This is a genomic window from Serratia sp. TSA_130.1 (assembly GCF_052691795.1).
Genome location: NZ_JBQZFS010000007.1, coordinates 173,763 through 190,416 on the forward strand (window position 1 = coordinate 173,763; position 16,654 = coordinate 190,416).

Genomic DNA, 16,654 nt, shown 5'->3' on the forward strand with positions numbered 1-16,654 from the left:
GGAATGGGAGTCAGTGTGCATGAGGTCAACAGTACAGAGATCAGTGTTGATTCTTTGGTTTTTCAAGGTAATAGATATACTGCCGTGATTAGCTATAAAGCTCAGGATTATTTTGGATTGGATAAAGAAGATATTAGCAAGTTAACGTTTAATTCTATTGGTTTTTTCAGGATTTGGTTTGTACTTCAAAGGTATAAAGAGTTCGCGTTTAGACCCTTTTTCACCAACTTTGGCGCGAAGATAATAGTGACAGGTGAAAACTATGCTTAACAAGAAAAAGGTTGCGTTCTTTTCTTTGGTTGCCGTAGCGGCTTTTTGGTTGGTTTGGGTGCTTGTCAGGCCGGCTAATGTTGTGCGGGTTGATGGTGCTGCTGTTTATGTTCAATACCTTCCGTTGACCACGGAAGGTAAAATATCTTGGTGGAATGATAATAAAGATAAACTTCAGGAAAAATATCATATTATCAAAGACGAGAGTCACTTTACCGTTGCCGTAATGAATTTTGATGGCTATGTTGCCGCTCCGACGGGTAGCAATGATGGAAGTGTTGATGACTATCATTGTTTTGCCGAGGGCGATGCCAAGAACAAATGTATCTATAAGGATATAGCGATGATTATTAATGGTGATGCTAATAAAAGGATTTTTATCAGTCTGGATGGGAAGACTTTTGCTCAAGAGCCTGACGGTAAGACCACGCTGTTAAAAAAATAGTGACCCTTACTCTTACCCCCTGATTTTCCTCGTTTTCAATCAGACTCGTCTAGGTGGTGGTCAGGGTTTCGCCCTCGCCAAGCCCGCGCAACGGCGGGCTGAGCAGGGAAGGACGTTTAACGCCCTTTTTTCTTGCGTCCTGGCTGGGTAAAGCGCTTGCGGCCGGCCGGCGCAGCGGTTTTATCGGCGCTTTTCGGTCCGCCGACGCTCGGTTTTTTCGCCGGGGAAGATTTGGCCGGGGCTTTCTTCGTCGGTTTAGCCTCGGACGAAGAGCCTTCAATCAGCTTGAACAGCTCAATCAGCTCGTCATCGGTCAGATCGCGCCATTCGCCCAGCGGCAAGCCTTTCAGGCTGACGTTCATGATGCGCGTGCGTTCCAGCTTGGTGACCTCATAGCCGAAGTGTTCGCACATGCGGCGGATTTGGCGGTTCAGCCCCTGCACCAGCGTGATGCGGAACACGAACGGCGCTTCTTTCTTCACCTTGCACTTTTTGGTCACCGTGCCAAGCATCGGCACGCCGGCGCCCATGCCGCGAATAAACTCGTCGGTCACTGGCTTGTTGACCGTCACCAGATACTCTTTCTCGTGATTGTTGCCGGCGCGCAGGATCTTGTTGACCAGGTCACCGTGGTTGGTCAGAAAGATCAGCCCCTGCGAATCCTTGTCCAAGCGGCCGATCGGGAAGATGCGCTTGCTGTGGTTGACGAAGTCGGTGATGTTGTCGCGCTCGCCGTCCTCGGTGGTGGTGACGATGCCGACCGGTTTATTCAGCGCAATCAGCACCAGATCTTCTTCATTGCGCGGTTCGATCAGCTGACCGTTAACCTTCACCACATCGCCGGCAAATACCTGGGCGCCAACGGTGGCGCGTTTACCGTTGATGAAAACGTTGCCCTGTTCGATGTATCGATCGGCGTCGCGGCGTGAGCAGATACCGCTCTCGCTAATGTATTTGTTCAGACGAATGGATGAGTTAGTCAGCATGGGATCTCCGTAAAACGCGGACTATACATTACCCGGATGGCGCTGCGAAGCGAATCATGCAGGGGGGGGCTGGATACGCGTATCCTGACCACGGTTGCTACAAAGGTATTTGCAATATTTTTTTCGTTTAATTAATTATAGAAAATCGATGGGGATTTCCCTGAAAGTCATTCAAGTTATAAATGGATTATGCCAAATGCAATTCTTTAAGAGTTCATGTATAGATTCATTTTAAAAAAGTATTAGGATATCGATAAATTCAAGGAGGGATAAATGAACGCATTAGCCGAAGAAGGGACATTACGACGTATGACCATAGGGGAAATAAAATTGGCTCGCCATATATATGGAAGCTCAATTATATATGGTCGTGTATGGATACACTGTGATAGTTATTTTCCGTTTGGCTTACAAAACAGACGTTATGCCATGGCACCTAATGGTGAGTTATGGTTACGGAGGGAACTCTATAAAGACGATTTTTCTGATAATAGGGTTCTGATAGAAGATAAACATCTTTTCATCCATGAATTGGGGCATGTATGGCAACATCAGCATGGACAATGGGTAAGAATGCGTGGGTTGTTTAGTTGGGCGGCTGAGTACAACTATCGTCTTGATAGAAATAAAATTACTGATTACTCGCTGGAGCAACAAGCTTCGATTTTTGCTGATTACTGGCTGCTGTTGGTTTATGGTATTGAAACGTGGCGTTATTATCAACGTCCTGGACGAGTGGGTAGGTACAGGGGAACCGATAGTTTGCGTGACATTCATGCACTTTATCAAAAAATTATTAGGGGATGAGAGGGAGCATGAAAAAATATGTGGTTCTATTCACGGCCTGCTTCTTGGTCGGCTGTCCGGGGCCTGGCGATAAGTTTACTCCGCGTTTCCCCGCCGTCGTCACTGCCAAAGATAACCATGTCTGCATTCTTTCTTCTATGAAGGCGGGGGATAATATCCGCTTCGTTCAGATTTATAGCGAATCAGGCGATAAGCTCATTAAAGATATAGATAATGACGCTTTTTTTGTTGAACCGGGGAGGTGCATGCCGGTATTCGACTATGCTTTTCGGCCAGGGAAGCGTTATTCCGTCGCCTACGATATACAGACACCCGAAGGTTCGCATTTGATTACCGCCGCATTCATGGTTGTCTCCGACGAACGGGGCAACCTGAGGGTTAACGATTAACGTATGTTCTTAGGTTCAGTTTGTTGGGCTGCGTTAGGTTGTAGAATGAAAGGCTATGAAAAAACTTGCCCAGTTGCTCGCTAACGCATTGGCTGTTGTTGGGCTGGCTGTGCTGACAATAAAGCTTTTTCCTGTACCCAGGCTAAACCAGAATCAAACCGCTTGGCTGATTGACGCCAGTGGGTTTTTCCATTTTAACGATACGGAATGGTTTGGTGCGCTCGTTTTTGGCGCGGTTTATCTGCTGGCCGGGTGTCTGGAATGGCTCTTTATCCGCCAGGTTTTTCAGCGGGTGAGCTGCGGGCACCGCCACTAACTCTCATCACCGTTCCCCCACCTTCACCACCCGGGTGTTAAGCGGGGTGAGCGTCTGCCCGGCGTTGCCGATCGGCGTCAGGCGCGGCACGGGGCGGCCGCTGTCGCTTTCCACCAGCGTTGAATGCGCCTCTCCTTCGGCGAACAAATGATCTTCCCCCCACTGGCGCAGGCCAACGATCACCGGAAATAGCGCGCGGCCTTTCTCGGTCAGCACATACTCCTGATAGGCACTGCCGTCTGCGGCGGGCACGATCTCCAGCACGCCGTGCGTCACCAGGGCGCGCAGCCGGGTGGCAAGAATGTTCTTCGCCATCCCCAGCCCTTTTTGAAATTCGCTGAAACGGGTGACGCCGTCGAAGGCGTCGCGCACGATCAGCAGCGACCACCAGTCGCCAATCACATCCAGCGTGCGCGCCACCGGGCACGGCGCGTCTTCCAGGCTCTTACGTTTCACGACGATTATCTCCTGCTGCATATTCTGGTTGCATTATAAAACCTCTGCGCCTAAAGTTCATTGGGTTTAATAATGAAACCAAGTTGAGGTGTGCGATGAGCGACAAACTGCTGGAACCTCCCTGTGCGGCATTGGGGCGCCTGCCGGCCGCCCTGGTGCTGCTGTTGGCCGCCGCCAGCGCCTTTAGCGTGGCCAACGTTTACTATGCGCAGCCGCTGTTAGACGCCATCGCCCGCGATTTTTCCATCAGCCTGGCGGCGGTCGGCATGGTGATCGCCGTGACTCAGTTGGGCTGCGCGCTGGCGTTGCTGTTGGTGGTGCCGCTGGGGGATCGGTTGAACCGGCATCGATTGCTGGCGGGGCAACAGCTGGGGCTGATCGCTGCGCTGCTGCTGGTGGGCTGGGCGCCCAGTGCGGCCTGGCTGCTGGTGGGGATGATGTTGGTGGGGCTACTGGGCACCGCCATGACGCAGGGCCTGATCGCGTTCGCCGCCGCCCTGGCGCCGCCGCAGGAGCGCGGGCGGGTAGTCGGCGCGGCGCAGGGCGGGGTGGTGCTGGGGTTGCTGCTGGCGCGCACTCTCTCCGGCGCGCTGGCGGACGTTGGCGGCTGGCGCACGGTGTACTTCTTCTCCGCCGGAGTGACGTTGGTATTGCTGCCGATCCTATCGCGCCTGCTGCCAGCGCCACGCACCGTTCCCAGCACGCTGAGTTATCCCGCGCTGCTGGGTTCAATGTTGAGCCTGTTGCTGCATGACCGCACGCTGCAAATTCGCGGCATGCTGGCGCTGCTGATGTTCGGCGCTTTCAGCCTCTTTTGGAGTTCGCTGGTGTTGCCGCTGAGCCGGCCGCCGTTCAACTTCACCCATGCCGCGGTGGGAGCGTTCGGCCTGGTCGGCGCGGTGGGCGCGCTGGCGGCGGTGCGCGCCGGGCATCTGGCGGATCGCGGGTTGGGGCAGGCGGCCAGCGGCGCATGTCTGCTGCTGTTGACGCTGGCCTGGCTGCCGCTCGGTTTGCTCGGCAGCGGCCTGGTTTGGCTGGTGGCGGGCATCGTGCTGCTGGATCTGGCGGGCCAGGCGATCCACGTGCTGAACCAGAGCATGATTTTCAGCGCGCACCCGCAGTCGCACAGCCGGCTGGTGGCCTGCTACATGCTGTTTTACGCCGTCGGCAGCGGGCTGGGCGCCTTTGCCGGCACCCATGTGTACGCCTGGGCGGGCTGGAGCGGCGTCTGCTGGCTGGGGGCGGTCGTCAGCCTGAGCGCATTGCTGTTTTGGCGGCTGACGCTGCGCGGGATGCCGGATGCGGCGGGTAAAGGCTAGCGGGCCGGTGAGTGCATCAGGTAATAATCTTCTTCGCCGTCGTTGCCGGTGGAGATGATGCACCAGCCGTGCTTGCGGTAGAACGCCAGCGCTTTTTCATTTTTCACCAGGCATTTCAGCGAACCGGTGGCGGTGAAGGTGGCTTGCGCCGCATGCAGCAGCGCACTGCCGACGCCGCGCGGCGGCTGATGGGGATCGACATACAGGTTATGAATGAAGTTATCTTCGCGGTAGACGGAGACGAATCCCAGCAGCGCGCCGCCGTCTTCCGCCACCCAAATCGCTTCGCCCAGCGTCGCGCCGTCGAAATCTTCCAACTGATAGTTTGAGGTATCGCGCCAGCCGAACGCCGCCTTGCGCGACGCCAGGTACAGCGTGCGCAGGAAGGGGCGATCGGTCTCTTGGTAGGGTCTTATCTGCATGGCATCTCCCGGTGGTTTGTGCTCACTATAGCGCATTGCGCGGCGTATGCTCGCTGGGCCAATTTAATCGCTTGTTTGTCCGCGCCGCCGCTGGCATGATCCCCTGCAGGGATTAACGCAACGTTGATCACAACCTATTGATTTTCATGACTCGGGGTGCCCTTCCGCGTGAAGGCTGAGAAATACCCGTATCACCTGATCTGGATAATGCCAGCGTAGTCCTTGCGATTATCCGAATATAAATCAAAAGATTATTACTCCTTTTCGTCCCGTTTTGTTCAGCCGTAACACATTGAGGCTCTCCAAATGGGACACAAAACCATACGCCACACCATTAAACGTAACGGGATCTATTACGTTCGTTTTCGCCTGCCTGATAATAGGTTTTTCCGTAAGTCGTTAGAGACTGATAGCCACGCCCAGGCTCAATTGCTGATGTCATTTGTTTCTCCTGTAATTCCTTTGGTCCAACGTGGAACCATCCAACCGGATCACTTCGGTAAGCATCTTTCTGAGTATGGCAATAGTCTGAAGCAGCAGAATGAACAATGGCTGGCGCACCAATTTCTGAATGATGTGCGGCGCAATATTCAGCCGATAGTTGCTCAGGAAGACCGCGAGGTTGTCACTCCTTCGGTAGATGAGGAAGAACACACTGAAGCACAGCCAGAACACGCGTTAACACTGGCTGGCGCATGGAACATGTACAAAAAGGAGAAGGCTCAGGACTGGACGAAGGCAATTTCACAGGCCAATGAGCGCTTTATGGAAGTCATGTTAACTGTCCTCGGTGCATCAACAGACGTAATGACGATAACCAAGCAGGACATCAAGCAGGTTATGGAAGTTGTTGAAAACTTGCCAAAGCGCGTTGTGCAGCTTTATCGGTCGATGACTGTTCAGCAACTAATCGAGTGTGATGATGTCCCGCCGAAAATTTGGTTGGCGCTGAGTCTATCCACAAGCATTTGAAGATTTACAAATCGCTGTTCAAAACCTTCCTGACTGACAATAAAGATATTCTGGAGAAGTCTCCAACTGATGGAGTAGTTGCCTCACCATCTAAAGCAAGGTTTGGTGCATATAGCGCAGCAGAAATGAGAAAGTTTGTGGGGTGGGCGCTCAAGCAGCCTGACGGATGGCAGAAGTGGATCACCTTGTTGTTGGCGTACACTGGAGCCAGAAGAGGCGAGATCGCAAAGCTGGAGAAGTCACAGATCAAGTATGACTAGGACAGCCAGCGTCACTATCTCCTGATAGCAGAAGGAGGGCAGGGTAAAACAGAAAACGCTACAAGGCAGGTGGCGCTTCATCCCAAACTGATCGAGTGGGGTTTTCTTGATTTTGTTAATCGGCAGTGGAAAGAGAAAATCTTCTCGCCTGTGTCTGGCAAGAACATGCCGAAGATCGGCAAAGTTTTAGCGGATGTTCGAGAGCAGCTTGGTATCCCCTACCAGGATGATTATGGACAGCGCCGACTGGTGCATAGTTTCCGGCATACTATGATTTCAACCTGTTTAGCTGGTTGGGTTGCTAACCTAGCGCACTTGCAACAGGTGGTTGGTCACGAAAAAAGTGGGACGGGTATCACAAAGAGATACATGCATAACTCCCATTACATACTGTATGTTAAGTAATTGATAGACTTAATTGGTTCTAATGAGCTAATTCAATAATATAATCTGGCTGCTTAGTGTGTTTACAAGGCTGCTATTGAGACAATTAGTTGCACAGCAGTGGGAAAGATTACATAGTTTACAACCTGAATTATTACACTTAAAGGAATATCATGGCTGATTATATCAATAGTAACATTCTTAGCCAATCATATGTTCATGTAGAGCCTGAGTGGCTTGCGACAGTAAAAGGGAAAGAGAAACAAGAGGCTATTGAAAGGATAAAAAATATCATCAAAAAACATGCCGAAGAGAGGATGAAGTTCTTTCTTTATGATGATGTTGATATTGATGTTTCCTTTGAAGATGGCTCTATTAAAGCTCGTATCACTGCATATGGTAGTGTTTGTGTTTTATTAAATGCTCTTACTCCAGTCGGTAATTTTGTAACAAACTATTCCTCATATAGGGAAGGAATTAAAACAATAGTTTCTGATGTGGCAAGACTTAGTGATGTTGTCAACGCTGAAGTTTTGTTCCAAACTAAATCAAGGAGTAAAAAAGAAATTATTAGAGTTGAGGCTAGGAAGGGTATTGTTGGTTCGCTTGAGAATATTAATAAAAAAATAAATGAAATTAGCTATAAGACTAAAACACACAAAAAAAATTCAGTCATGTCAATATATAATTCAATCTTGGAATTACATAAAAATATTCTTGAATTGATGGATAATGTAAATGATGCTGATGATAAAGAACTTGTAAGAACTGCACTTATTGATGGGGTTAAAAATCTCAACTTGGGAAAAGGTGCATTTGATCTAACAGATCCAATGTCTCAAAAAATACACTCTGATTTGCTACAGGAACGAAAAGAATTAGTCAGTAATCTGGAAAATTACAAATAGCTTGAAGTTCTTATGTTAAAAATATTATTCGGCTCAGTCTAAAAGAGGTTTGTATGTTAGATCAAAATCTTGTTGAAATTTCAGTGTGGCGAGACCGAGAATGTAGCAATCAAATAGTTGAATTTGATTTGCCTGATTCAGTTTGCAACAATGCTGATACTTTTCTATCTGAAGTAAATAATTTTCTGATTGATAATGAATTTATTGAGAATATTCACCCAAGTTTTTTAACAAACTTAGAGTTTTCAGAGGCTCTGGCGATTACATGTTCAAAAGAAACAATTTGTGATCATTACAAAGTTGATCGAGAGACAAAAGAACTCGAAAAATTAATATCTCGCTCAAGAAAAATGATAATTTATGCACGTGATAAATTTTAATAGATTTGCCTTGATTGCCTATTCAACAGAATAACAATTTAAGTTTATGTTCAAACATGATTTAACTTAGGGGTGTTTTATGAAATCACGAGAGCTAAAGACTATTCATGATCTGATAATTACAAATTATCAAAAGCATGACTTAGGAAATGGCCGTTATCTCCATACTTTCCAGCCAGCAACAACTGACACTACCTATCAGTTTGAAGCCAACATTGAGGATGTAGTCATCGAAGGAGAAAGATATAATATTGGATTCACTGAGCATAATGGTATAAAGACTATTGATACATCATGTTTATCAAAGTCATCTGTTCTAGACAAAGACTTTAGCTATCAATATGCTCGTAATATGTCTAAACAGAAACATGATGAAAATAAAGGGAAAAATGATTCGAGGGTAAAGCATTCTGAGTCCGATGGCTACTATTGGGGGCGGAAATATGCTTGGCGTGAATTTGGACTAGCTCTACCTCGAGAGGTCTTTGAGCGCTACTTAATAGAGTGCATTGGTCATCCTTATATCGAATGTCAGGTCATAACAGAAGGATATCCACAAGGTGATGATTCTATCGCTTTTTTAGATGATGGCCTAGCTGATGCCATTGATGGTTTAATCCAAACTGCTGTGATTGTTAATAAAGGGCCTTATTTTAAATCACCATTATATTATGGTGGTGATAAAAAATTTACGATTAAAGGTGTCCCTGCTATAACCGACAAAAAATGATCTATTTTAAAATCAGACTTACTATAAGACGTAAGTCTGATTTTATCGAAAAATCAAAAAATAGTCTTTTATCTTTCCTTTAAATGAATGTATGTTCAAGGGTGAATGTAATGTAAAAACCATTCATCCTCGTAAACGCCACCCTGAAAGGTATTTTTTTTGACTCGGTTTACTCCTGAATTTATATTGTTAACGTGTTCTAATTGCTAGTGATTAGATTCTACAAAAGTAGAAAGGCGAGCCTAATAGCTCGCCTTTTCATATTAATTTACTAGCTTACGACTTTTAGACAATAGCACACTCACATCTGAGTGTCTGGTTACCCTGCCTGGCAGAACTGCCCAAACTCCTAGATATTTTCCCACTTATGAGGACCATAACCCACCCCATTTTATTTCGGGTATATGGTAGGCTGAGGGAGGCTCGTCAGTGTACACCTCTGGATTTGGTTTTAAATTAACTTATTTATTTTTTTAAATTTATATCAATCATCCGTTGCCGGGATTACCCCCGCCCAGACGGATGGCACACAATGAATAACGATAAGTCAAACTAGCCTAAACACTTCCAATACATGAGGCGTATGGTCACTGTTTACCCTTCATACATCATTATTGACGGTATTAAGATCAGCCGTTCCCGTCTGTCCTTTGTATTCCAATTGGAATTGGCAAAAGCACTTCGACTGTATGAAGAAAACGTTTGCAGAAAATAGATTTATTTTAAATCCTCACAACTGAATTAATTTTATTAAGCCGCCTTATGGGCGGTTTTTGTGCCTGCCATTTATCTGTGGGATACAACGTGAGACACAAACTGGGACACAGAGGATTTTTTAGGGTTGAGTCTTTGGCTTCCCACTGGCATGATCCAGAATAGGGATTAACGGGACGTTAATCACAAACTTTTGATTTTGTTTTACAAATGACTCGGGGTGCCCTTCCGCGTGAAGGCTGAGAAATACCCGTATTACCTGATCTGGATAATGCCAGCGTAGGGAAGTCACGGCCGCTCAACCGGCGCCGCCTTCTTGAACGCCGGTTGGGAGGAATATGATCGCTCGACCTGATGCACTACCCGGCGCCCGCGCCGCGGCCTGTCTGACCCAATTCCAACAGCGGCCTCCGCTGATCCACTGCCTGACCAACGAAGTGGTGCAATCGCTGACCGCCAACGTGCTATTGGCGCTCGGCACCTCCCCGGCGATGGTGGTGGAGCCGCAAGAGGCGGCGCAGTTCAGCGCGCTGGCCGACGGCCTGCTGATCAACGTCGGTACCCTCAATGCGCTGCGCGCCGAATCGATGCGGGCGGCGGTGGCCGCCGCCAATCGGGCCGGCAAGCCCTGGACGCTGGATCCGGTGGCGGTCGGCGCGCTCTCCTACCGCACCGCCTTCGCCAAACAGCTGCTGGACGAGAAACCGGCGGCGATACGCGGCAACGCCTCGGAAATCATGGCGCTCAGCGGGTTGCTGGCCAGCGGCCGCGGCGTGGACAGCGGCGACGATTCGCTGGCGGCCTTGCCCGCCGCGCGTGAGCTGGCGCAGCGCAGCGGCGCGGTGGTGGCGGTCACCGGCGCGGTGGATTACGTCACCGACGGCCAACGCGATTGGGCGATCGAAGGCGGTTCCCCACTGATGACGCGGGTGGTGGGCACCGGCTGCGCGCTGTCGGCGGTCGTGGCGGCGTTTTGCGCCCTGCCGGGCGATCGCCTGGACAACGTGGCGACCGCTTGCCGGGTGATGTCCCACTGCGGCGGTCTCGCGGCCAGACAGGCCGGCGGGCCGGGCAGCTTTACGCCGGCGTTCCTCGATGCGCTGTATCAACTGCGCGGGGAGGATCTGTGATGAAACGCATTAACGCGCTGACCATCGCCGGCACCGATCCCAGCGGCGGCGCCGGTATTCAGGCCGATTTGAAGGCCTTCTCGGCGCTCGGCGCCTACGGCACCTCGGTGATCACCGCGCTGGTGGCGCAAAATACCCGCGGCGTGCAGTCGGTGTATTACATCGATCCGGCGTTCGTCGCCGCGCAGCTGGACTCGGTGTTCAGCGACGTGCGCATCGACAGCGTCAAGATCGGCATGCTGGCCAACGCCGACATCGTGCAGGCGGTGGCCGAACGGCTGCGCCATTACCGGCCGGAATTCGTGGTGCTGGATACCGTGATGCTGGCGAAAAGCGGCGATCCGCTGTTGGCGCCGGAGGCGGTGGCGTCTATCCGGCGCGAGCTGTTGCCGCTGGTGTCGATCATTACGCCGAACCTGCCGGAAGCGGCGGCGCTGCTGGCGTGCGCGCCGGCGGAAGATGAAGCGCAGATGCGCGAGCAGGGGCGGGCGCTGCTGGCGATGGGCTGTCGGGCTGTGCTGATGAAGGGCGGCCACCTGAGCGAAAGCGAGAGCCCGGACTGGTTGTTTACCGCCGAAGGCGAGCAGCGCTTTACGGCGCCGCGCGTCGCCACCCGCCACACCCACGGCACCGGTTGCACGCTCTCGGCCGCGCTGGCGGCGCTGCGCCCGCGCCATGCCGACTGGGCGGCCACGGTGGCCGCCGCCAAGGACTACCTGCAACACGCGCTGCAACAGGCGGACACGCTGGAAGTGGGGCACGGCATCGGGCCGGTGCATCATTTTCACGCCTGGTGGTGAGTCAACTTTTTGCCGCAACCGTGGTCTGACTAGTTCAGGCCCGGTTTACGGGCGAAACCTGATTTAACCTAGGGAGAAGGACTATGACGGGACACCAGGCGCTGCGTTGCGCCCTCTTCGGCGCACTGCTCAGCTTCAGCGCGGGCAGCTTCGCTCAGCAGATCGTCACCACATCGGATTTGATTCAGCAGCCGGGGTATCAGGCCAGCTGGCAAAACATGGTCAAAGGCCAGGCGCGGATGCCGGGCTGGGCGCGCAAGGGCGTCGGCACCTCTACGCCGGCGCAAAACTTGAGCTGGAAGGGCAAAGAGTATCTGGTCGGCAACCTGTGCAAGCCGCACGACTGCGGCAACAACTTTTTGATCGTGGCGTTCAGCGCGGATAAATCCCAGGCCTGGGGCGTGCGGGTGGAAGTGGAAGATCGGCCGGAAGCCGTCGATCATCCGAAGAAATACGCCAAGTACCAGTGGCTCGGCAAGCCGGATGACGACATGAAAGCGCTGCTTAAGCAGCAGTTCGAGAACAATCCCGACTGGAAATGATCTGACCGGGGGCGCTGACAATGTCGCCCCCGGCGTCGATCAGCCGATGCCGGCCTGATGCAGATCGTGCAGGTTGAGCGCCCCCACCAGCACGCCGTCCATATCGACCACCGGGGCCGCGCTGATGTGCTGTTCGTGCAGCGCTTCCAGCGCTTCGCCGGCGCGCCACTGCTCCGGCAGCCGATAGCCGGGGCGGGTGATCGCCGGGCTGAGCGGGTCCTGCAGGCTGTTGCCTTTCACCAGCCAGCGGCGCAGGTCGCCGTCGGTAAACACGCCCACTACCCGCTGCTGCGCGTCGCACACCGCCACCAACCCGAGCCCGGTGCGGCTCAGTTCCAGCATCGCTTCCATCACGTTGGCGCTTTCGCTCACGCGCGGCAGGCGATCGCCGGTGCGCATCAGGTGATGCACGCGGTTCAACAGGCGCGCCCCCAGGCTGCCGCCCGGGTGCGAGCGGGCGAAGTCTTCCGCATTGAAACCGCGCTGGCGCATCAGCGCCATCGCCAGAGCGTCGCCCATCATCAGGGTGTTGACCGCGCTGGAGGTGGGCGCCAGCCCCATCGGGCAGGCTTCGCGCTCGACGCCGATATCCAGTACGCAGGCCGCGCCCTGCGCCAGCGGCGACTCTTTGCCGCCGGTGATGGCGATCACCGGAATGCCGTTCTCCGCCAGCAGCGGCAGGATCAGGTCCAGCTCTTTGGCGCGGCCGGAATAGGAGATGAACACCACCACGTCCTCGGCGCCGATCATGCCGAGATCGCCGTGCAGCGCCTCCGCCGGATGAACGAAGAACGACGGCGTGCCGGTGCTGGCCAGCGACGCGGCGATTTTTTTGCCGATATGGCCGGACTTGCCGATGCCGGAAATCACCGCTTTGCCGCGGCAGTTCAGCAGCAGCTCGCAGGCGCAGACGAAATTGTCATCCAGGCGCGCCAGCAGGCGCTGCGCTTCGGTCAACTCGATCTCCAGCGTTTCGCGGGCGAAGGCGAGCAGGGCGTTGGCGTTACTCATCGGGGTCTCCTACCAGAATGATATTGATGCCTTTCGCCTGCAGGGCGGCGAGGTAATCGGGGTTGATGTCTCGGTCGGTGATCAGCGTATCGACGGCGCTGAGTTCGCACACCACGTTCGGGCTCTTGCGGCCGAATTTCGAGGAGTCCACCAACAAAATAATGCGGCCGGCGGCTTCGCACATCGCTTTGCTGACGTTGTGCACTTCGTTGAAGGTGGTGACGCCGGCGTTGAGATCGACGCCGTCCGCGCCGATAAACAGCTTGTCGAAGCTGAATTGCTGAAACGCCGATTCGGCCAGGCTGCCGTGGAACGAGGCCGATTTTTTGCGGTAGGTGCCGCCGGGCATCAGGATGGTCTGATCGTTGTCCAGTTCCACCAGCGCGTTGACGATGGTCAGGCTGTTGGTCATCACCGTGATGTTATTGAACTGCGCCAGGTGCGGCACCATCTGCAGCACCGTGCTGCCGGCGTCGAAGATCAGCGAGTCGCCGTCGGCGATCAGCGCCACGGCGGCGCTGGCGATGCGGCGTTTTTTCTCGGTGTTGATATGGGTTTTACGGTCGATTGGCTGATCGCCGTCGTCGCGGCTGAGCACCACGCCGCCGTAGGTGCGGATCACCTCACCTTCTTCTTCCAGCAGGGTAAGATCTTTGCGGATGGTGGTGCCGGTAGTGGAGAAATGCTCGGCCAGGGCGTCCACTGCCGTTTTGCCATGCTGCTGCAGATATTCAAGGATAGCGGCCTGCCGCTGCTTTGGTTTCATCGCGATTCCCGTTCACAAGAGTGGGGCATTTCCCCTCGCTGAATAATTCACTATGAAAGGTAATGCCTTTTAATGTGAAAATATCACGATTTGGGTTCAATCGCTAACGATAGTGCAGACTGGCATGCGCGATCCTCGGGGAAGATCACATCCGGGCGCAAATCCCGCTGATGCAAACCGTGCAAATGAGGCAGCGGGCGGGGCCGGGCGAAAACGGTCAGGCCGCGCAGCAACAGGCTGCCGCACACCCGCCGATCGGCGTCGAAGGCCAGCGCCAGCACCACCCGCGGGCGAAAACGGCCGCCGGAGCGGCCGACGCCGACGGCACCCAGTCGGCATAAGCCGTCGAAGGCGCGGTTGAAACGTTGCAGTTGCCACCAGCCGAAGGCGATTTGCAGCAGCCAGGCCAGCAGCGCGAAGGCGATCAAAGCTTGTGTCATGGGGTTCTCCTTATGCCCCCTTCCGCGGAAGGGGGCGTCGGTGGCGTCAGAACATCACCTGGCCGCCGGTGATGTTGATCGATTGGCCGGTGCAGTAAGAGGCCTTATCGCTGGCGTAGAACAGCAGGGTGTTCAGCACGTCCTGGTAGTCGCAGCCGCGCTTCAGCGGCACTTTGTCGATGTAGTACTGCTCCACCTGGTCCGGCGCGATGCCCAATTTTTGCGCGTACTGCGGCAGCAGCGATTGAAACATCGGCGATTTCAGCAGGTTGCCGAGCATCAGCGAATGCACCGTAATGCCGTATTCCGCCAGATCGAGCGCCAGCGACTGCGTCAGCCCCACGCCGCCGAACTTGGCGGCGCTGTAGCCGGAGTTGTGCTTGCTGCCGACCTTGCCGGACTTGGAGTTGATCTGAATGATGCGCCCGGCGATACCGTCGCGGATCATCAGGCGCGAGAACTCGCGGGCGCAGAGGAAATAGCCCACCAGGTTCACCTGCAGCGAGCGGTCGAAGTCGCCCAGCGGGAAGTCGGTGATCGGCGCCGCCTTGGCGATGCCGGCGCTGTAGACCAGCAGGTTGGTTTGGCCAAATTCCCGGTCAACCGCCGCCGCCAGCGCGATCACGCTCTGCTCGTCGGTGGCGTCGGCCTGAAAACCGCAGGCGCTGCCTGCGCCGTACTCTTCGTTGATCTGCCGCGCCACCCGATTGGCGTTGTCGGCGTTCAGATCGGCCACCGCCACCCGATAGCCGGCCTGCGCCAGCCCGTGGGACAAAAAGGCGCCTAACGTTTGGCCGCCGCCGATCACTACAGCTACTTCAGACATGGTCTACTCCTTATGCGATAAATGACAGCGTGCTGCCCAACGGGATATCGGTCGGCGTCGGGCCGGAAACGTGGATCGAGCCGGGGAATTCGGCTTCGGCTTCGCCGTCGAAGCGCACGGTGATGTGGCCCAGTTCGCGCAGATTCTGTGTGGCGACGCTGCCGACGGCGGTGATGGCGTAGCGCTGCTGCGCCAGTTCCATCACGCCGCCCACCTGCAGCTCACCGGCGGTCGCGCCGTGGCGGTGGATAAAGCAGAACTCTTCGATATCCGCCGGCGCGCCTTCCCGGAAAGTGATCAGCATGTTGTCCAGCAACGCGTCGCGGGCGCAGCCGCCGATCTGCGTGATGGTGGTATGAAAAATGGTGTGCATAAACGTCTCCCTGGGAATCAAATTATTGATAAATAAAGGCCGAGGCGGCCCAGGCGATCAACACCGTCGGCGCGCCGGTCAGAAAGCGGCCAACCAGCACTGAAGGCACGCCGACCCGTACGGTGTCCTGTTTGGCTTCCGCCAGCGACAGGCCGACCGGAATGAAATCGCAGGCGGCCTGCGCGTTGATGGCGAACAGCGCGGGCAGCGCCAGCTGCGGCGGGATATGGCCGAGGCCGATCTGCACCCCGACCAGCACGCCGATCACCTGGGCGATGACCGCGCCGGGGCCGAGGAACGGCGACAGCAGCGGGAATGAGCAGATCAGCGCCAGCGTCACCAGGCCGATCGGGCTGTTGGCCAGCGGCGTCAGGCCGTGAGCGATAAAGTCCCCGAGGCCGGAGGCCATGATGATGCCGATCAAGGCCGAGACGAACGCCATAAACGGCAGGATGGTCTTCAGCACGGTGTCGATGGTGTCGCGCCCGGCCTGGAAGAACACCGCCACCACCGATCCCATGCCCATGCCGACCTTCGCCAGCAGCCCGTCGCTTTGCTCTGTGATCTTCTTGCTGGTGTCGTAGTCGCGCGCCTTGGGCGGCGCGGCAACGGCGGCGGCGGGTTGGCTATCTGCCGCTTCGATTCGGCTGATGTTGTGGTCACGCACGCCGGAGACATAGATGTCTTCGAGGATAAACTGCGCCAGCGGGCCGGACTGGCCGGTGGCGTGGATGTTGACTGTCGGAATGCGGCGTTTCGGATACAGGCCGCAGCGCAGGGTGCCGCCGCAGTCGATCACCGCCACGCCGATCTCTTCTGCCGGCGGCTCGCCCTCTTTGAAACCGTCGACGGCCGGCCAGCCGGTCAATTCGCTGAGGCGATCGACAATGGAAGGCCGGGTGCCGGCGGTGATGTACACCACTTTCTTGCCGGGCTCTATCGGCAGCTCCAGGGGGCCACCCCAGCCGCTGGCGCCTTTTTCAATACGGATATAAGCACTCATGCTGC

The 16,654-nt window shown here is 54.5% G+C and carries 21 protein-coding genes, 1 pseudogene and 1 riboswitch; of the genes and pseudogenes, 13 read left to right on the forward strand and 9 right to left on the reverse strand.

What is annotated here, in order from left to right:
• Nucleotides 1-3: 3 nt before the first annotated feature.
• Nucleotides 4-270, forward strand: coding sequence for a DUF3289 family protein (locus ACUTQY_RS21080; RefSeq protein WP_342188146.1), 267 nt, complete (start codon nt 4-6; stop codon nt 268-270).
• Complete coding sequence (locus ACUTQY_RS21085; RefSeq protein WP_033644077.1) at nt 263-715, forward strand: DUF943 family protein; 453 nt, start codon at nt 263-265, stop codon at nt 713-715. The genes ACUTQY_RS21080 and ACUTQY_RS21085 overlap by 8 nt, the downstream gene beginning before the upstream one ends.
• A gap of 116 nt (nt 716-831) precedes the next feature.
• Here the strand turns inward: ACUTQY_RS21085 and rluF are convergent, their stop codons facing one another.
• Nucleotides 832-1,701 (reverse strand): 23S rRNA pseudouridine(2604) synthase RluF, encoded by an 870-nt coding sequence (gene rluF, locus ACUTQY_RS21090; protein WP_046687643.1) that lies wholly within the window; start codon nt 1,699-1,701, stop codon nt 832-834.
• A 273-nt stretch (nt 1,702-1,974) separates the two neighbouring features.
• Here rluF and ACUTQY_RS21095 point away from each other — a divergent pair, with 273 nt between their 5' ends.
• The 3 genes from ACUTQY_RS21095 to ACUTQY_RS21105 are packed head-to-tail and all read left to right on the forward strand — an operon-like array spanning nt 1,975 to nt 3,213.
• Nucleotides 1,975-2,508: a type IV secretion protein Rhs gene (locus ACUTQY_RS21095; protein WP_072055846.1), complete on the forward strand. Its 534-nt coding sequence runs from the start codon at nt 1,975-1,977 to the stop codon at nt 2,506-2,508.
• Nucleotides 2,509-2,516: 8 nt separating this feature from the next.
• Nucleotides 2,517-2,897: a putative T6SS immunity periplasmic lipoprotein gene (locus ACUTQY_RS21100; protein ID WP_046687641.1), complete on the forward strand. Its 381-nt coding sequence runs from the start codon at nt 2,517-2,519 to the stop codon at nt 2,895-2,897.
• Between the two features lie 55 nt (nt 2,898-2,952).
• The gene (locus tag ACUTQY_RS21105) at nt 2,953-3,213 is read left to right on the forward strand and encodes a DUF1158 family protein (protein ID WP_046687640.1); all 261 of its coding nucleotides are present in this window, start codon (nt 2,953-2,955) and stop codon (nt 3,211-3,213) included.
• A gap of 6 nt (nt 3,214-3,219) precedes the next feature.
• Here the strand turns inward: ACUTQY_RS21105 and ACUTQY_RS21110 are convergent, their stop codons facing one another.
• Nucleotides 3,220-3,669 carry a winged helix-turn-helix transcriptional regulator gene (locus tag ACUTQY_RS21110; protein WP_042785200.1) on the reverse strand — a complete coding sequence of 150 codons (450 nt, stop codon included), beginning with the start codon at nt 3,667-3,669 and terminating at the stop codon, nt 3,220-3,222.
• Nucleotides 3,670-3,764: 95 nt separating this feature from the next.
• Between ACUTQY_RS21110 and ACUTQY_RS21115 the strand changes: the two genes are divergently transcribed.
• Nucleotides 3,765-4,988 carry an MFS transporter gene (locus tag ACUTQY_RS21115; RefSeq protein WP_046687638.1) on the forward strand — a complete coding sequence of 408 codons (1,224 nt, stop codon included), beginning with the start codon at nt 3,765-3,767 and terminating at the stop codon, nt 4,986-4,988.
• Here the strand turns inward: ACUTQY_RS21115 and ACUTQY_RS21120 are convergent.
• Nucleotides 4,985-5,410, reverse strand: coding sequence for a GNAT family N-acetyltransferase (locus ACUTQY_RS21120; protein WP_046687637.1), 426 nt, complete (start codon nt 5,408-5,410; stop codon nt 4,985-4,987). The two genes, ACUTQY_RS21115 and ACUTQY_RS21120, sit on opposite strands and share 4 nt — an antisense overlap.
• Nucleotides 5,411-5,716: 306 nt before the next feature.
• Here ACUTQY_RS21120 and ACUTQY_RS21125 point away from each other — a divergent pair.
• The 7 genes and pseudogenes from ACUTQY_RS21125 (at nt 5,717) to ACUTQY_RS21155 (ending at nt 12,230) form a co-directional block, all read left to right on the forward strand.
• Nucleotides 5,717-7,043, forward strand: a pseudogene (locus ACUTQY_RS21125) (tyrosine-type recombinase/integrase).
• A gap of 156 nt (nt 7,044-7,199) precedes the next feature.
• Nucleotides 7,200-7,934 carry a hypothetical protein gene (locus ACUTQY_RS21130; protein WP_206195732.1) on the forward strand — a complete coding sequence of 245 codons (735 nt, stop codon included), beginning with the start codon at nt 7,200-7,202 and terminating at the stop codon, nt 7,932-7,934.
• A gap of 53 nt (nt 7,935-7,987) precedes the next feature.
• Nucleotides 7,988-8,314, forward strand: coding sequence for a hypothetical protein (locus tag ACUTQY_RS21135; RefSeq protein WP_128868568.1), 327 nt, complete (start codon nt 7,988-7,990; stop codon nt 8,312-8,314).
• A 79-nt stretch (nt 8,315-8,393) separates the two neighbouring features.
• Complete coding sequence (locus tag ACUTQY_RS21140) at nt 8,394-9,044, forward strand: hypothetical protein (RefSeq protein ID WP_072055845.1); 651 nt, start codon at nt 8,394-8,396, stop codon at nt 9,042-9,044.
• A 920-nt stretch (nt 9,045-9,964) separates the two neighbouring features.
• A riboswitch (TPP riboswitch) is annotated at nt 9,965-10,061 on the forward strand.
• Between the two features lie 35 nt (nt 10,062-10,096).
• Nucleotides 10,097-10,888 carry a hydroxyethylthiazole kinase gene (gene thiM, locus ACUTQY_RS21145; RefSeq protein WP_046687635.1) on the forward strand — a complete coding sequence of 264 codons (792 nt, stop codon included), beginning with the start codon at nt 10,097-10,099 and terminating at the stop codon, nt 10,886-10,888.
• Entirely contained in the window at nt 10,888-11,688 is an 801-nt protein-coding gene (thiD, locus tag ACUTQY_RS21150; RefSeq protein ID WP_025303881.1) for a bifunctional hydroxymethylpyrimidine kinase/phosphomethylpyrimidine kinase, read from the forward strand. The genes thiM and thiD overlap by 1 nt, the downstream gene beginning before the upstream one ends.
• 83 nt (nt 11,689-11,771) lie before the next feature.
• Nucleotides 11,772-12,230 carry an inhibitor of vertebrate lysozyme family protein gene (locus tag ACUTQY_RS21155; RefSeq protein ID WP_033644072.1) on the forward strand — a complete coding sequence of 153 codons (459 nt, stop codon included), beginning with the start codon at nt 11,772-11,774 and terminating at the stop codon, nt 12,228-12,230.
• A gap of 39 nt (nt 12,231-12,269) precedes the next feature.
• On the opposite strand, the gene gutQ is transcribed toward ACUTQY_RS21155, so the two are convergent.
• From gutQ to srlE, 6 genes are all read right to left on the reverse strand, one after another.
• Nucleotides 12,270-13,241 (reverse strand): arabinose-5-phosphate isomerase GutQ, encoded by a 972-nt coding sequence (gene gutQ, locus ACUTQY_RS21160; protein WP_033644071.1) that lies wholly within the window; start codon nt 13,239-13,241, stop codon nt 12,270-12,272.
• Nucleotides 13,234-14,007: a glucitol operon DNA-binding transcriptional repressor SrlR gene (gene srlR / locus ACUTQY_RS21165; RefSeq protein WP_033644070.1), complete on the reverse strand. Its 774-nt coding sequence runs from the start codon at nt 14,005-14,007 to the stop codon at nt 13,234-13,236. Before srlR ends, gutQ begins: the two co-directional genes overlap by 8 nt.
• An 83-nt stretch (nt 14,008-14,090) precedes the next feature.
• Nucleotides 14,091-14,447 carry a transcriptional regulator GutM gene (gene gutM, locus ACUTQY_RS21170; RefSeq protein ID WP_004941515.1) on the reverse strand — a complete coding sequence of 119 codons (357 nt, stop codon included), beginning with the start codon at nt 14,445-14,447 and terminating at the stop codon, nt 14,091-14,093.
• A gap of 46 nt (nt 14,448-14,493) precedes the next feature.
• Nucleotides 14,494-15,273 (reverse strand): sorbitol-6-phosphate dehydrogenase, encoded by a 780-nt coding sequence (gene srlD, locus ACUTQY_RS21175; RefSeq protein ID WP_033644069.1) that lies wholly within the window; start codon nt 15,271-15,273, stop codon nt 14,494-14,496.
• A 10-nt stretch (nt 15,274-15,283) separates the two neighbouring features.
• On the reverse strand, nt 15,284-15,646 hold the full coding sequence (gene srlB / locus ACUTQY_RS21180; RefSeq protein ID WP_004941520.1) for a PTS glucitol/sorbitol transporter subunit IIA: 363 nt from the start codon (nt 15,644-15,646) through the stop codon (nt 15,284-15,286).
• A 22-nt stretch (nt 15,647-15,668) separates the two neighbouring features.
• Complete coding sequence (gene srlE / locus ACUTQY_RS21185) at nt 15,669-16,649, reverse strand: PTS glucitol/sorbitol transporter subunit IIB (RefSeq protein ID WP_025303875.1); 981 nt, start codon at nt 16,647-16,649, stop codon at nt 15,669-15,671.
• Nucleotides 16,650-16,654: the final 5 nt, after the last annotated feature.

Coding starts and splice junctions, on each gene's coding strand:
- ACUTQY_RS21080 (WP_342188146.1), top strand. CDS start 4: ATGGGAGTCAGTGTGCATGAGGTCAACAGTACAGAGATCAGTGTTGAT.
- ACUTQY_RS21085 (WP_033644077.1), top strand. CDS start 263: ATGCTTAACAAGAAAAAGGTTGCGTTCTTTTCTTTGGTTGCCGTAGCG.
- rluF (WP_046687643.1), bottom strand. CDS start 1,701: ATGCTGACTAACTCATCCATTCGTCTGAACAAATACATTAGCGAGAGC.
- ACUTQY_RS21095 (WP_072055846.1), top strand. CDS start 1,975: ATGAACGCATTAGCCGAAGAAGGGACATTACGACGTATGACCATAGGG.
- ACUTQY_RS21100 (WP_046687641.1), top strand. CDS start 2,517: ATGAAAAAATATGTGGTTCTATTCACGGCCTGCTTCTTGGTCGGCTGT.
- ACUTQY_RS21105 (WP_046687640.1), top strand. CDS start 2,953: ATGAAAAAACTTGCCCAGTTGCTCGCTAACGCATTGGCTGTTGTTGGG.
- ACUTQY_RS21115 (WP_046687638.1), top strand. CDS start 3,765: ATGAGCGACAAACTGCTGGAACCTCCCTGTGCGGCATTGGGGCGCCTG.
- ACUTQY_RS21120 (WP_046687637.1), bottom strand. CDS start 5,410: ATGCAGATAAGACCCTACCAAGAGACCGATCGCCCCTTCCTGCGCACG.
- ACUTQY_RS21130 (WP_206195732.1), top strand. CDS start 7,200: ATGGCTGATTATATCAATAGTAACATTCTTAGCCAATCATATGTTCAT.
- ACUTQY_RS21135 (WP_128868568.1), top strand. CDS start 7,988: ATGTTAGATCAAAATCTTGTTGAAATTTCAGTGTGGCGAGACCGAGAA.
- ACUTQY_RS21140 (WP_072055845.1), top strand. CDS start 8,394: ATGAAATCACGAGAGCTAAAGACTATTCATGATCTGATAATTACAAAT.
- thiM (WP_046687635.1), top strand. CDS start 10,097: ATGATCGCTCGACCTGATGCACTACCCGGCGCCCGCGCCGCGGCCTGT.
- thiD (WP_025303881.1), top strand. CDS start 10,888: ATGAAACGCATTAACGCGCTGACCATCGCCGGCACCGATCCCAGCGGC.
- ACUTQY_RS21155 (WP_033644072.1), top strand. CDS start 11,772: ATGACGGGACACCAGGCGCTGCGTTGCGCCCTCTTCGGCGCACTGCTC.
- gutQ (WP_033644071.1), bottom strand. CDS start 13,241: ATGAGTAACGCCAACGCCCTGCTCGCCTTCGCCCGCGAAACGCTGGAG.
- srlR (WP_033644070.1), bottom strand. CDS start 14,007: ATGAAACCAAAGCAGCGGCAGGCCGCTATCCTTGAATATCTGCAGCAG.
- gutM (WP_004941515.1), bottom strand. CDS start 14,447: ATGACACAAGCTTTGATCGCCTTCGCGCTGCTGGCCTGGCTGCTGCAA.
- srlD (WP_033644069.1), bottom strand. CDS start 15,273: ATGTCTGAAGTAGCTGTAGTGATCGGCGGCGGCCAAACGTTAGGCGCC.
- srlB (WP_004941520.1), bottom strand. CDS start 15,646: ATGCACACCATTTTTCATACCACCATCACGCAGATCGGCGGCTGCGCC.
- srlE (WP_025303875.1), bottom strand. CDS start 16,649: ATGAGTGCTTATATCCGTATTGAAAAAGGCGCCAGCGGCTGGGGTGGC.